The following is a 12,860-nucleotide window of genomic DNA, read 5'->3' as shown; positions in this document are numbered from 1 at the left end:
CTTCCGTTATGACCCGCCGGGGCCCGATAGCCTTGGGGCATGCCCTCTCCGCACTGGTCCGCCCCGGTCGCGCACGCCCCGGTGGACGCCGTGGTCCCGCTCCCCGGCTCGAAGTCGATGACGAACCGGGCGCTGGTGCTGGCCGCGCTCGCCGAGGCGCCCGGCCGGATCGTCCGGCCGCTGCGCAGCCGCGACACCGACCTGATGGCCGGGGGGCTGCGCGCGCTGGGCACGCGGGTGGCGGAGGACGGCGACGACTGGCGCGTCGTCCCCGGTGAGCTGCGCGGCCCGGCGAGCATCGACACGGGCCTGGCCGGGACGGTGATGCGGTTCCTGCCGCCGGTCGCGGCGCTCGCCGCCGGCGAGGTGGCGGTGGACGGCGACCCGCGCGCCCGGGAGCGGCCGATGGGCCCGATCATCGCCGCGCTGCGGGCGCTCGGCGCCGCGATCGACGACGGCGGGCGGGGCGCGCTCCCGTTCACCGTGCGCGGGACGGGCGCGCTGGGCGGCGGCGCGGTCGTGATCGACGCGTCCGGGTCGTCCCAGCTGGTGTCGGGGCTGCTGCTGGCCGCGCCGCGCTTCGCGAAGGGCGTGGAGGTCCGGCACGAGGGGCCGCCGGTGCCGTCCGGCGCGCACCTGGCGATGACCGTCGAGATGCTCCGCGAGGCGGGCGCGGCGGTCGAGACCGGCGACGACCTGTGGCGGGTGGCCCCCGGCCCGCTGCGCGGCCGCGACTGGGTGATCGAGCCCGACCTGTCGAACGCGGCGCAGTTCCTCGGCGCCGCGCTCGTCACCGGCGGGCGGGTGACCGTGCCGGGCTGGCCGGCGCGGACGACGCAGCCGGGCGACGCGCTGCGCGGCCTGCTCGCCGAGATGGGCGCCGAGGTGTCGCACGGCCCGGACGGCCTGACCGTCCGGGGCCCGGCGGGCGGGTTCCGCGGGCTGGACGCCGACCTGCACGAGGTCGGGGAGCTGACCCCGGTGCTCGCCGCGCTGTGCGCGCTGGCCGGCTCGCCGTCCCGGCTGACCGGCATCGCGCACCTGCGCGGGCACGAGACCGACCGGCTGGCGGCGCTGGTCGCCGAGATCAACGGGCTGGGCGGCGACGCCGCCGAGCTGCCGGACGGGCTGGAGATCCGGCCGCGCCCGCTGCACGGCGGCGTGTTCCGCACCTACGACGACCACCGGATGGTCATGGCGGCGGCGGTGCTGGGGCTGGCCGTTCCCGGCATCGAGGTAGAGAATCCGCAAACCGTGGGCAAGACTCTTCCGAACTTCACCCGGTTGTGGGCGTCCATGCAGGCGCCCGCCTGACGGCAGGGGCGGACACTGGCTCGACGAGCACACGACTACGACGAGGACGACGTCCGGGTGCGGCCCGGGCGCCGCGGGTCGCGGCCGCGCACCCGCCGCCGTCCCGCGCACGAGGACGCCTCCCCCGGCTTCGTGACGGCCGTGGACCGGGGCCGCTACCGCTGCCTCGTCGACCCGGGCACGGACGACGAGCGCGCGGTGACCGCGATGCGCGCCCGCGAGCTCGGCCGCAAGGGCGTGGTCGTGGGCGACCGGGTGGCGCTGGTCGGGGACGTGTCCGGCGCCGCCGACACCCTCGCCCGGATCGTCCGGGTGGAGCCGCGCACCTCGGCGCTGCGCCGCACCGCCGACGACACCGACCCGTTCGAGCGGATCATCGTCGCGAACGCCGGCCAGCTCGCGATCGTGACCGCGCTGGCCGACCCGGAACCGCGCCCCCGCATGATCGACCGGCAGCTCGTCGCCGCCTACGACGCCGGGATGGACCCGCTGCTCTGCCTGACCAAGGCCGACCTCGCGGACGCGGACGCGCTGGTCGCCGAGTACGCGCCGCTCGGCGTCCCGTACGTGGTGACCCGGCGCGGCGGCGACCTGGCGGAGCTGCGCGAGCACCTCGCCGGCCGCACCACCGTCCTCGTCGGGCACTCCGGCGTCGGCAAGTCGACGCTGGTGAACGCGCTCGTGCCGGACGCCGAGCGCGCGGTCAGCCATGTGAACGCGGTGACCGGACGCGGCCGGCACACCTCCTCGTCGGCGATCGCGCTGGAGCTGCCCGGCGGCGACGGCTGGATCATCGACACCCCGGGCGTGCGGAGCTTCGGGCTGGCGCACGTCGACCCGGAGAACGTGATCAACGCGTTCGACGACCTGGCCGAGGGCGCCGCCGAGCGCTGCCCGCCGCACTGCGACCACTTCCAGGACGACTGCGGCCTGGACGGGTGGGTCGCCGACGGGCACGCCTCGCAGGCCCGGCTGGACTCGCTGCGCCGCCTCCTCGCGAGCCGGGACGCGGACGCCGAATAGCGCCGCCATTCCCCGCGCCGGACGGGGCGTACGTCGGTAAGGTCCCCTTCATGCCTCAGTTGATCGCGGCGCGGTACGAGCTCGTGGAGCTGCTCGGCCGGGGAGGGATGGGCGCCGTCTGGCGTGCCCGCGACCGGACGCTGGACCGCGAGGTCGCGATCAAGGAGGTGACGCTGCCGCAGGGCCTGGACGAGGCGCAGGTCGAGCGGCTGTACGCGCGCACGTTCCGGGAGGCGCGGTCGGCGGCGCGGCTCGACCACCCGGGCATCGTGACGGTCCACGACGTCGTCGAGGAGGACGGCCGCCCGTGGATCGTCATGCAGTTCGTCCGGGCCGAGGGGCTGGACCGGGTCATCGCCCGGGAGGGGCCGCTGCCGCCCGCCCGGGTCGCGGCGATCGGCCTCGACCTGCTGGACGCGCTCGGCGCCGCGCACGCGGCCGGGGTCGTGCACCGCGACGTCAAGCCGGGGAACGTGCTGCTGCCGGACGGCCGGGCCGTGCTCACCGACTTCGGGATCGCGACCGTCGCGGGCGACGAGACCCTGACGCAGGCGGGCGCGATCGTCGGCTCCCCCGCGTACCTGGCGCCGGAGCAGGCGCGGCACCAGAAGGCGACCCCGGCGTCCGACCTGTGGTCGCTGGGCGGGACGCTCTACGCGGCCGTGGAGGGGCGCCCGCCGTTCGGCCGGCCGGACGTGTGGGGCGTGATGGCCGCCGTCCTGTCGGACGACCCGGACCCGCTGCGCCTCGCCGGGCCGCTCGCGCCGGTCCTGCACGGGCTGCTGCGCAAGGACCCCGCGCAGCGGATCGGCCCCGACGAGGCCCGGCGGCTGCTCCGGCAGGTCGTCCACGCGGCGCCGCCGCCGGCCCCGGCCCCGATGGCTCCCGGCCCGCCGCCGCACGACGTCACGCTCCCGCCGCTCGGGGCCGCCCAGACGGCGCCCGCTCCCCCTCCCCCGGCGCCGCGGCGCGTGCCGTGGCCGCTGATCGTGCCCGCGGGCGCACTCGCGGCCACGCTGGTCGCCGCCGCTGTCGTGCTCGTCGTCTTCATCGGCAACGGCGACGAGGAGAACCCGGACGGCCGGCCCGGCGGCTCGTCGGGGACGCCGTCCGCGGCGTCCTCCACGGGACCGTCCACGGGGTCGCCCACAGAGCCCTCCACACCGGCCGGCTACCGGATCTACCGGGATTCGAACTTCGTCGCGGCCGTCCCCCAGGGGTGGAAGGACGAGGCGGAGGGCGACGACGTGACGTTCACCGACCCGACGAGTGGCCTGACGCGCGGGCTGGCGTTCCAGCGCATCGGCTTCTCCCTGCAGAGCCCGGGGGACGGCGTGGCATCGGCGCTCAGCCAGATGAAGAACGACAGCGCGGCGTATCCCGACTTCAAGCAGGAGAGCTTCAACCGGAGCGTCCCGTTCAAGTACGGGGAGGCGGCCGAAGCGCAGTTCACCTTCACCAAGAACGGCACGCCAGGCCGCGCGCGCGTGCGGGTGTTCAAGCACGGCGGCATCTTCTACCAGGTCCTGCTGGCGACCGACCAGGCGCACTGGGACGAGAGCGTCACGTACTACGAGTCGTTCCTGCACAGCCTGACGATGAAGTAAGCCCGCCCGGGGCTACCCGCGGGACTCCTCGAACAGGGTGCGGGCCCTTGCCTCGGCCTCGTTCAGCGCCTCGACGTGCTGGGGGGCGAGTTCCTCCACGCAGCGGGTCATCTCCTCGGTGACGTGGCTGAACGCGCTCTCCTCCGCGCCGCGCAGCGCCGCCCGCACGGTCGCCGACCGGGCGCCGAGCGCGGACCACTCCAGCTCCAGCCGCGCGACGGCCTCGTCGAACGCGCGGGACGTCTCGGCGCCCGCGCCCCTCAGCTCGTCGGGGACCGGCCCGCGTCCCGCCTTGCGGGCGTGGCCCGACAGCGCCGAGATGCGGCTGGCCAGCTCCAGCCCCTCGCGGGCGAGCGGCAGCACGTCGTGGATCAGGTCGGTGACGGCCTTGGCCAGCTCCTCCACCCGCGTCAGCAGGGTCTGCGTCGCCGCCTCCAGCGCCTTGGAGGTGCGCTCGGCGACGCGTCCGGCCACGTCCTCCTGCTGCCGGGACAGGGCGGGCACGATGTCGCGGTCGAGCAGCCGGCGCAGCTCGCGCTCGCGCGCGCCGCGGTCGCCGGGCCCGGCCCGGCCGGCCCAGTCGGCCCAGACCCGCTCGATGCGCTCGGCCCCGGACGCGGCGATCTCCGCCGTGATCTCGTCCAGGGCCTCGCCCACCCGGGCCTTCAGCCGCTCCACGCGCCCGTAGAGCGCCTCGCGTTTGAAGGGGTCGTTCAGCTCGTTGAGCTGCGCCTGCAACCGGCGGGAGACGTCGATCGCGTGCTCGGCGAGGGGGACGAGGCGGTCGGCGAGCTCGTCGAGCGTCTCCGCCCGGCGCGGGTCGGTCAGCTCGGCCACCCATGCGGGAAGGTCGTGCGCCATGGCCCCCATGCTGCCACCAGACGCCCGCCGAAACCGGCGATCGCGGCCCGGCGCGCCCCGTCCGGGCCGGAAAAGCCGGAACGGCCCGGACAGGTGTGTCTGGACGGGGGGCGATCAGGGTAGCGTTGCACGCCGTGGCGGGCTATTCCGATGACCTCCGTCTCGCGCACGTACTGGCGGACGGGGCCGACGACATCACGACCAGGCGTTTCCGCGCCCTGGATCTCGACATCGAGACCAAGCCGGACCTCACGCCGGTCAGCGACGCCGACCGCAGCGTGGAGGAGCAGATCCGCGGCACGCTGAAGCGGGCCCGCCCGCGGGACGCGGTCATCGGCGAGGAGTACGGCAGGACGGGCTACGGGAACCGCTGCTGGATCATCGACCCGATCGACGCGACCAAGAACTTCGTGCGCGGCGTCCCGGTGTGGGCGACGCTGATCGCGCTCATGGAGAACGACGAGATCGTGGTCGGGGTGGTGTCGGCGCCCGCGCTGAACCGGCGCTGGTGGGCGGCCCGGGGCGGCGGCGCCTGGACGGGCCGCAGCCTCACCCGCGCCACCCGGATGACCGTGTCGTCGGTGGGCGACCTCGCCGACGCGTCGCTGTCGTTCTCCAGCCTGAGCGGCTGGGAGGAGCAGGGGCGCCTCACCCAGTTCCTCGACCTGACCCGGTCGGTGTGGCGGACGCGGGCGTTCGGCGACTTCTGGTCGCACATGATGGTCGCCGAGGGCGCCGTCGACATCTCCACCGAGCCCGAGGTGTCGCTGTGGGACCTCGCCGCCCTCCAGGTCATCGTAGAGGAGGCCGGCGGCATGTTCACCGACCTGACCGGCGTCCCCGGCCCGGACGGCGGCAGCGTGGTGTGCACGAACGGCCGGCTGCACGCCGACGTCCTGCGCGCCCTGGGCGGCGGGCAGCTCTCCCTGCGCATCTGAGACCGGCGCATCTGAGACCGGCGCATCTGAGACCGGCGCATCTGAGACCGGCGCATCCGAGACCGGTGCGTCCGACCCGCGCATCTCCCCCGCGGGCACTGGGCATACCCACCTCGGGTCCGATCATCATGGCGGTTCGCCAACTCGCGACATATCGTGGAACAAGCGTCACGACACGGTCGTTCTCTCGGTAAGAGCCCGGAGGTGCAGGTATGGGAACGAAGGTTGTCTATGTCATCGGCGGTGTGGTGGTCTCGCTCATCGCCCTCAAGATTCTCGGCCCGCTCATCGCCTTCCTCATCGTGCTGGGCGTCGTGGCACTGCCCGTCGTCGGGTACATGATGCTCGACCCGTCGCAGCGCAGGCGGCTGCGCGCGCAGGGCCGCAAGCGGCTCGGGAGCTGACGCCCGGCGCCCGTTAGGGTGCGGGGGTGGCGGAAACACGGGTCGGCGTCGTCGGCGCGGGGATCATCGGGCTGGCGATCGCGCGCCGGCTGGCGGAGACGCGTCCCGGCGTCCGGGTGACGGTCCTCGATAAGGAGGACCGCGTCGCGGCGCACCAGACGGGCCACAACAGCGGTGTCGCGCACGCGGGCCTGTACTACGCGCCGGGCTCGCTCAAGGCGACGCTGTGCAGGCGCGGGATCGGGCTGCTGAAGGAGTACTGCACCGACCGCGAGCTCCCCTACGAGGAGTGCGGCAAGGTCGTGGTGGCGCGCGAGGCGTCCGAGCTGGCCGCGCTGGACGAGATCGAGCGGCGCGCCACCGCCAACGGCGTCCCCGGGCTGCGGCGGCTGACGGCGGGCGGGCTGCGGGAGATCGAGCCGCACGCGGCCGGGGTCGCCGCGCTGCACTCCCCCACCACGGCGATCGCCGACTTCCCGGCGGTCGCCCGCGCGTTCGCCGCGGACGTCACCGCTGCCGGCGGCGAGATCAGGCTCGGCTTCGAGGCCGTCCGGATCGGCCGGGCCGGCGACCGCGTCACGGTCGCGTCCCCGCACGAGAAGCTGGTCTTCGACCGGCTCGTGGTGTGCGCGGGCCTCCAGTCGGACCGGGTGGCGCGCCTGGCGGGCGACGCGCCGGCCCCCGCGATCATCCCGTTCCGGGGCGAGTACTACCGGCTCGTCCCGTCCCGGACGGACCTGGTCCGCGGCCTGATCTACCCGGTGCCCGACCCCCGCTACCCGTTCCTCGGCGTCCACTTCACGCGCCGCGTCGACGGCGGCGTGGACATCGGCCCCAACGCCGTCCTGGCGCTCGCCAGGGAGGGCTACCGGCGCCGGGACGTCCGGCCCGCGGACGTGTGGGAGACCGTCCGCTGGCCCGGCTTCCGGCATCTGGCGCGGCGGCACTGGCGGACCGGCGCCAGGGAGCTGTACGGGTCCGCGGTGAAGCGGGCGTTCGTCGCCGCGGCGCGCGGGTTCGTTCCGGAGCTCGCGGCGGCCGACGTCGTCGCGGCGCCCGCCGGGGTCCGCGCGCAGGCGGTGGACCCCGACGGCTCGCTCGTCGACGACTTCCGGATCGGGCGCGTCGGGCCGGTCGTGACCGTCCGGAACGCCCCCTCACCGGCGGCGACGTCCTCCCTGGCCATCGCCGAGCACGTGGTCGAGCGGCTCTAGTCCCAGAGCTTGCGGACGTCGCCGCGCGGGTCGGCGGCGGTCGCGTCGCCCGCACCGTCGAACGTCCGCACCGCCCGCGTGGACGGGTCGAAGCGCTCCCAGCCGGGGTCGCCGTTCGCCGCGAAGTCCACCCAGTGGCGGTGCATCCGGTCGGCGAGGTCCTGCGGCGGGTTCGGCCCGGTGAGCCCCTCCGGTTCGGCGGTGAGGTTGTCGAACACGAAGCCGAGTTCGAGGGCGTGGCAGGCGCCGAGGCCGTGGTTCGGCGACCGCCACGCGAACTCGTACATCCAGGTGCGGCCGCCGGAGGCGGCGTGCCCGGCGGCGGCGCGGTGGGCCGGGATCCGGAACAGGTGGTCGGTGATGACCGTCGCCATCAGCTCGCCCTCGGTCTGCTCCGCGTACCGGTCCCGGTAGGCGGCGGTGAGCGCGGGAGGGACGCCCATCCCGGCGGTGACGAAGTCGACGGCCTCCCGGTCGAGCTGGTCCGCGATGCCGGCCGGCATCAGGAAGAGCCGGAACTCCTCGGAGGTGTAGCCGGTGAGGAGATCGACGTCGCGGCCGGCGCCGGCGGCGATGGCGTCCTCGGGCCGCCGGGCGAGCAGCGCGCCGTCCAGTACCGGGGTGAGGGACATGCCGCCCGCCGCGGTGGTGGCGCCCCACCGGCCGGGGTCGGGCACCATCGAGACGTCGGCGGCGACGGACGCCTGGGCGGGCAGGATCGCGGCCGGGTCGAGCGCGGCGAACGCCTCCGCGGTCGGCTCTATCCCGAGCCGGGCCGCCATCTCCTTGGTGACGAGCATGGCGTCGTCCGGGTCCTGCGCGATGCTGCCGGCGCCGCTCTGCGCGATCGCGCGCCGGAACAGCCCGAGGTCGAGGGAGAGCAGCGTGGTGACGCTCATCGCGCCCGCGGACTCGCCGAACACGGTGACGTTCCCGGGGTCGCCGCCGAAGCCGGCGATGTTGTCGCGGACCCACTCCAGCGCGGCGATCTGGTCGAGCAGCCCCCGGTTCAGCGGGGCGCCCGGCAGGTTCGCGAAGCCCTCGACGCCGAGCCGGTAGTTGATGGTCACGCAGACGACGCCGTCGCGGGCGAAGTTGCGCCCGCTGTACACGGGGACGGCACCGGACCCGTTGCGGAACGCGCCGCCGTGGATCCACACCATGACCGGCAGCCCACCGGCCCCGCCCACCGGCGTCGTGTCGTTCAGGGGGGACGACCCCCCTGTACCCCCCGCGAAGTGGGGCGTCCAGACATTCAGGTTCAGGCAGTCGTCACCGGGGATGTCGGGGTCGGGCAGCAGCGTGTCGAACGGCTTGGGATAGCCGGGCTTCGGCGCGGTCGGTCCGTATGCGAAGGCGTCGCGGACGCCGTCCCACGGCTCCGGCGGGCGCGGCTCGCGGAAGCGGTTCGGCCCGAACGGCGGCGCGGCGTAGGGGATGCCGAGGAACGCCGTGACGCCGTCCCGCGTCCTGCCGCGCACCTTCCCGTGGGACGTCTGGACGACCGCCTCCATGCCACGCCTCCGGTTCTAGAACGAAATTCGACAACCCAGAGCGTACGGGACGGACCGGCGGCGGCGGAACGGCCCCCGGCACCCGTCGGTCATCCGTGCCGGGGCGCGGGGTGCAGCATGCGGGTGAGGTAGTCGCGGGCGAACGCGCGGGTGGCGTCCTCGTCGTCCAGCCGCAGCCCGCCGCCCGGCACGAGCAGCAGCGACACCGCGAGCCGCAGCAGCACCTCGGCGACGGTGTCGTAGTCCTGCGCGTCGCCGGGGCGGGCGCGGCGCAGCCGGTCGGCGAGGATGTCGCGGGCGGCGAGCATCACCGCGCCGCCGTTCATGCTGAGCTGCGGCAGGAACGCCTCCGGCTCGCTCTCCAGGACGCGCCTCATCAGCGGATGGGTGCGAGCGCTGCGCAGCCCCACCACGAACCCCTCCACCACGGCCTCCTCCGCGGAGCCGAGGTCCTCGGTGGCCTCGGCGATCGCAGTGAGGAACCGGTGGCACTCGCGCAGGATCACCGCCTGGAGCAGTTGCTCCTTGTTGGTGAAGCGCCGGTAGATGGTGGTGCGCGCGACCCCGGCCCGCTTGGCGACGTCCTCGACGCTGACCCTGCGCAGCCCGTAGGTCTCGAACTCCGCGAGCGCGGCGTCCAGGATGCGGGTGTCGAGGTCGTCGGCCCCGGTGTCGGGCTCGGCCAGGCGCGCGAGCAGCCCGTCCGAGGTGGTCGCGTCCGTCGTCATAGCCGCACCCTAGCCGGATCGGGCACCCGGCCCGTGACCGCCGGATGCTACACAGATACAATAATCGTCGTTCTGTACTTCTGTCTCACACTCGCGGTGGTGCACATGACGGACCAGGCCGAGACGCAGTCCCCCGCCCCGCTCGGACCGGGCTCGCTGACTTGGCGCTACTTCGGCGACACCCGGATGGTCCTCGTCGGGCCGCGGGCGGCCGTCCTGCAGAACATGCTCCCGGCGCTCGGCCAGGGCGTCCTCGACCACTCGGTGTTCTTCAAGGAGACCTTCGCGCGGGTCAAGCGGTCCGCCGGGCCGATCCTGGACACCGTGTACGGCGCGGAGCGCTCCGCCGAGACGGGCCGCAAGGTGCGCGACTACCACCGCGACATCAAGGGGACGATGCCGGACGGCACCCGCTACCACGCCCTCGACCCCGAGACCTACTACTGGGCGCACGCGACGTTCCTCGACAACATGCTCTACGGCGTCGAGACGTTCATCCGCCCGCTCGGCGAGGCGGAGAAGCGCCGCATCTACGAGGAGTCGAAGACCTGGTTCCGGATGTACGGGGTCAGCGACCGCGCCATGCCGGACGACTGGGAGGCGTTCCAGGCGTACTGGAAGCGGATGCTGGACGAGGAGATCGTCCCGCACAAGACCGCCCGGTACGGCGTCGGCTACGTCACCAAGGGCCTGCCGCGCCCAAAGCGGGTGCCGGCGCCGCTGTGGCGGGCGGTGTCGCCGCCGCTGAACGCCGTCGCCCGCTTCATCACGGTCGGCGGCATGCACCCCCGCATGCGCGAGCTGCTCGACCTGCCGTGGAGCGCCGCCGACGAGCGCCGCCACCGCCGCTTCGCGGCGGCCGTCCGCGCCGGCAACCGGCTGTGGCCGCTGCTGCCCGAGTCCGTCCGCTACCTCCCGCAGGCCCGCCGTGCCTTCCGGGAGGCACGGAAGGCACGGCGGGCCTGAGCGAGAGGCTCGAGAGGGCGGGGATCCGCCTCGCTCAAGAACTAGAGCGGATCCTCGCGTCGTACTCCTTGCGGGCGTCGGGGTCGTACTCCAGGAAGATCTTGTCGAGGCCGAGGCGGCGGGAGGTCGCCTGGCGGAGCCGCTCGGGGAGCAGCGCGCCGAGCCGGACCTGCGTGCCGAGCTTCTTCGGCACCGCCACCTGCGGGCGCGGCTTGCCGATCAGCTCGACGACGGCGGCGGCGATGTCCTCCGGCTCGCAGTTCTTCTGCCCCTTCGGGCTGCGCGTCCCGGCGACCAGCTCGGTGTTGGTGAACGTCGGCAGGACGGCGCTGACGTGGACGCCGCGGTCCTGCACCTCCAGCCGGGTCGCCTCGGTGAAGCCGACGACGGCGGCCTTGCTGGCGTTGTAGAGGGCGAGGCCGGGGGTGAACATCACGCCGGCGAGCGAGGCGATGTTGACGATGTGGCCGGACCCGCGCGGCAGCATCCGGGCGAGGGCGAGCTTGGTGCCGAGCATCACGCCGTGGACGTTGATGTCGATGCAGCGGCGGGCGTCGGCGTCGCTCTCGTCGGTGACGGGCCCGATCGGCATGATCCCGGCGTTGTTGATGAGGACGTCGAGGGTCCCGGCGGCCTCCTCCGCCGCGTCGAGGAACGCGGTGAACGACTCGCGGGAGGTGACGTCCACGGTGAGGCCGGTGACGCCGAGCGACGCGGCGGCGTCCTTGACGGCGGCCTCGTCGATGTCGCCGATGACGACGGTGGCGCCCTTGGCCTTGAGGGCGCGGGCCGTGGCGAGGCCGATCCCCCGCGCGGCTCCGGTGATGGCGATGACCTTGCTCATGAGTGCTCCAGGCGGTCGAGCCGGACGGGAAGCCCGTCCTTCGGCGAAGGGAGGGACGTGGTGTCCAGGGGCCATTCGTACCGCGCGGGGACGCTCCAGCGGTAGCGCTGGAGGACCTGGTGCAGGATCGTCTTCACCTGCATCCCGGCGAAGTACAGCCCGATGCATTTGTGCGCGCCGCCGCCGAAGGGGGCCCACGCGTACTTGTGGACCTTGTCCTCGCGGCGCTCCGGGGCGAAGCGCTCGGGGTCGAAGCGCTCCGGGTCCGTCCACCACTGCGGCATGTGGTGGTTGCTGAGCATCGGCACCACGACCAGCGTCCCGGCGGGGATGTGGTAGCCGAGGATCGAGGTGTCCTTGACGACCTTGCGGGGCAGGGCCGGGACGGGCGGCAGCAGCCGCAGCGACTCCTTCATCACCATGTCGATGCCGGTGAAGGCGTCGAGGTCGGCGTAGGACGGCTGCGCCTTGCCGAGGCCGAGGGACTCCTCGCGCAGCCGCTCCTGCCATTCGGGGAACTTGGCGAGGTAGTACGCCATCGTCGTCAGCGTGATGGTGGTGGTGTCGTGCGCCGCCATCAGCGCGAAGATCATGTGGTTGACGACGTCCTCGTCGGTGAACCGCTGCCCATCGTCGGTCTCGGCCTGGCAGAGGGCGGCGAACAGGTCGTCGCCGCCGTCGCGGCGCTTGGCCGGCAGGTGCCGGTAGAAGAACTCCTCCAGCACCTTGCGGGCCTGCAGGCCGCGGTGCCAGCGCAGCCCCGGGACGGGGAACCGCACGTAGGCCGTCCCCGCGCGGACGGCGTCGATGAACGCGCCGTTGACCCGGGTGCGCTCCGCGTCGTCCAGGTCGACGCCCATGAACACGTCCACGGCGAGGTCGAGGGTGAGCTTCTTGATGCTGTCGTACACCTTGAAGCCGGGGCCCGGCCGCCACGCCTCGACGCCCTTGACGATGCCGGGCGCCATGGCGTCCATGTAGGCGCGCAGCCGCGCGGGCGTGAACGCCTGCTGCATGATGCGGCGGTGGTGCAGGTGCTCCTCGAAGTCGAGGAGCATGATGCCGCGCTTGAAGAACGGGCCGATGAAGTAGCTCCACGCGGGCCCGCTCGAGAACGCCTTGTCCCGGTTGACCAGGACGACCTCGGCGGCCTCCGGCCCCTGGACGGTGCAGGTCCGCTGCCCGAGCAGCCAGCCCCACGCGACGGGCCCGTACTGGTCGTAGCGCTTGCGGGCCATCCCGATCGGGTCGCGCATGACCGCGAGCGTGCTGCCGATGTAGGGGAGGCCGGGCACGCCCGGAACCGGTTTCAGGCCGCTGCCCTGCGGCGGCGGCGCGAGGACGCTCGTCATGGACCCTCCGGGACGCGTGCAACAAAAGACCGGTTTCTGTTGCTTTGTTCTAACGTAGCGGACGCCCGTAAGTCCAGACTTATCGCTCGTGAGTT

12 protein-coding genes are annotated in these 12,860 nt (G+C 73.8%); 7 read left to right on the top strand and 5 right to left on the bottom strand.

Translation table 11 applies throughout. The features are described 5' to 3' along the window. Window positions 1-39 precede the first annotated feature (39 nt). From aroA to CHF16_RS12985, 3 genes are read left to right on the top strand one after another with little or no spacing between them, the layout of a single operon-like run. Window positions 40-1,314, top strand: coding sequence for a 3-phosphoshikimate 1-carboxyvinyltransferase (gene aroA, locus CHF16_RS12995; RefSeq protein WP_089326250.1), 1,275 nt, complete (start codon window positions 40-42; stop codon window positions 1,312-1,314). A gap of 57 nt (window positions 1,315-1,371) precedes the next feature. Next, window positions 1,372-2,337 (top strand): ribosome small subunit-dependent GTPase A, encoded by a 966-nt coding sequence (rsgA, locus tag CHF16_RS12990; RefSeq protein ID WP_218826648.1) that lies wholly within the window; start codon window positions 1,372-1,374, stop codon window positions 2,335-2,337. 50 nt (window positions 2,338-2,387) lie between these two features. Then, the gene (locus CHF16_RS12985; RefSeq protein ID WP_089326248.1) at window positions 2,388-3,944 is read left to right on the top strand and encodes a serine/threonine-protein kinase; all 1,557 of its coding nucleotides are present in this window, start codon (window positions 2,388-2,390) and stop codon (window positions 3,942-3,944) included. A gap of 12 nt (window positions 3,945-3,956) precedes the next feature. Here the strand turns inward: CHF16_RS12985 and CHF16_RS12980 are convergent, their stop codons facing one another. After that, the gene (locus tag CHF16_RS12980; protein ID WP_089326247.1) at window positions 3,957-4,805 is read right to left on the bottom strand and encodes a hypothetical protein; all 849 of its coding nucleotides are present in this window, start codon (window positions 4,803-4,805) and stop codon (window positions 3,957-3,959) included. A 134-nt stretch (window positions 4,806-4,939) separates the two neighbouring features. Between CHF16_RS12980 and hisN the strand changes: the two genes are divergently transcribed. The 3 genes from hisN (at window position 4,940) to lhgO (ending at window position 7,361) form a co-directional block, all read left to right on the top strand. Beyond that, complete coding sequence (hisN, locus tag CHF16_RS12975; RefSeq protein ID WP_089326341.1) at window positions 4,940-5,743, top strand: histidinol-phosphatase; 804 nt, start codon at window positions 4,940-4,942, stop codon at window positions 5,741-5,743. Between the two features lie 212 nt (window positions 5,744-5,955). Beyond that, window positions 5,956-6,147 (top strand): hypothetical protein, encoded by a 192-nt coding sequence (locus tag CHF16_RS12970; RefSeq protein WP_089326246.1) that lies wholly within the window; start codon window positions 5,956-5,958, stop codon window positions 6,145-6,147. Between the two features lie 26 nt (window positions 6,148-6,173). Beyond that, complete coding sequence (lhgO, locus tag CHF16_RS12965; RefSeq protein WP_089326245.1) at window positions 6,174-7,361, top strand: L-2-hydroxyglutarate oxidase; 1,188 nt, start codon at window positions 6,174-6,176, stop codon at window positions 7,359-7,361. Here lhgO and CHF16_RS12960 read toward each other — a convergent pair. After that, window positions 7,358-8,875, bottom strand: coding sequence for a carboxylesterase/lipase family protein (locus CHF16_RS12960; RefSeq protein WP_089326244.1), 1,518 nt, complete (start codon window positions 8,873-8,875; stop codon window positions 7,358-7,360). The genes lhgO and CHF16_RS12960 overlap by 4 nt on opposite strands. 89 nt (window positions 8,876-8,964) lie before the next feature. Next, entirely contained in the window at window positions 8,965-9,603 is a 639-nt protein-coding gene (locus CHF16_RS12955; protein ID WP_089326243.1) for a TetR/AcrR family transcriptional regulator, read from the bottom strand. Window positions 9,604-9,708: 105 nt separating this feature from the next. Here CHF16_RS12955 and CHF16_RS12950 point away from each other — a divergent pair, with 105 nt between their 5' ends. Then, complete coding sequence (locus tag CHF16_RS12950; protein WP_089326242.1) at window positions 9,709-10,569, top strand: oxygenase MpaB family protein; 861 nt, start codon at window positions 9,709-9,711, stop codon at window positions 10,567-10,569. Window positions 10,570-10,603: 34 nt separating this feature from the next. Here CHF16_RS12950 and CHF16_RS12945 read toward each other — a convergent pair whose 3' ends face one another. Both CHF16_RS12945 and CHF16_RS12940 read right to left on the bottom strand, forming a co-directional pair. Beyond that, window positions 10,604-11,413, bottom strand: coding sequence for an SDR family oxidoreductase (locus tag CHF16_RS12945; RefSeq protein ID WP_089326241.1), 810 nt, complete (start codon window positions 11,411-11,413; stop codon window positions 10,604-10,606). Continuing rightward, the gene (locus CHF16_RS12940; RefSeq protein WP_089326240.1) at window positions 11,410-12,765 is read right to left on the bottom strand and encodes a cytochrome P450; all 1,356 of its coding nucleotides are present in this window, start codon (window positions 12,763-12,765) and stop codon (window positions 11,410-11,412) included. The genes CHF16_RS12945 and CHF16_RS12940 overlap by 4 nt, the downstream gene beginning before the upstream one ends. Between the last annotated feature and the right edge of the window lie 95 nt (window positions 12,766-12,860).

It is taken from the genome of Actinomadura meyerae (assembly GCF_900188445.1).
GTDB lineage: Bacteria > Actinomycetota > Actinomycetes > Streptosporangiales > Streptosporangiaceae > Spirillospora > Spirillospora meyerae.
Note: the sequence above shows the minus strand (reverse complement) of the source record. Positions and strands in the feature narration are given on the sequence as shown.

Coding starts and splice junctions, on each gene's coding strand:
- CHF16_RS12955 (WP_089326243.1), bottom strand. CDS start 9,603: ATGACGACGGACGCGACCACCTCGGACGGGCTGCTCGCGCGCCTGGCC.
- aroA (WP_089326250.1), top strand. CDS start 40: ATGCCCTCTCCGCACTGGTCCGCCCCGGTCGCGCACGCCCCGGTGGAC.
- CHF16_RS12985 (WP_089326248.1), top strand. CDS start 2,388: ATGCCTCAGTTGATCGCGGCGCGGTACGAGCTCGTGGAGCTGCTCGGC.
- CHF16_RS12940 (WP_089326240.1), bottom strand. CDS start 12,765: ATGACGAGCGTCCTCGCGCCGCCGCCGCAGGGCAGCGGCCTGAAACCG.
- CHF16_RS12980 (WP_089326247.1), bottom strand. CDS start 4,805: ATGGCGCACGACCTTCCCGCATGGGTGGCCGAGCTGACCGACCCGCGC.
- CHF16_RS12945 (WP_089326241.1), bottom strand. CDS start 11,413: ATGAGCAAGGTCATCGCCATCACCGGAGCCGCGCGGGGGATCGGCCTC.
- CHF16_RS12950 (WP_089326242.1), top strand. CDS start 9,709: ATGACGGACCAGGCCGAGACGCAGTCCCCCGCCCCGCTCGGACCGGGC.
- CHF16_RS12970 (WP_089326246.1), top strand. CDS start 5,956: ATGGGAACGAAGGTTGTCTATGTCATCGGCGGTGTGGTGGTCTCGCTC.
- CHF16_RS12960 (WP_089326244.1), bottom strand. CDS start 8,875: ATGGAGGCGGTCGTCCAGACGTCCCACGGGAAGGTGCGCGGCAGGACG.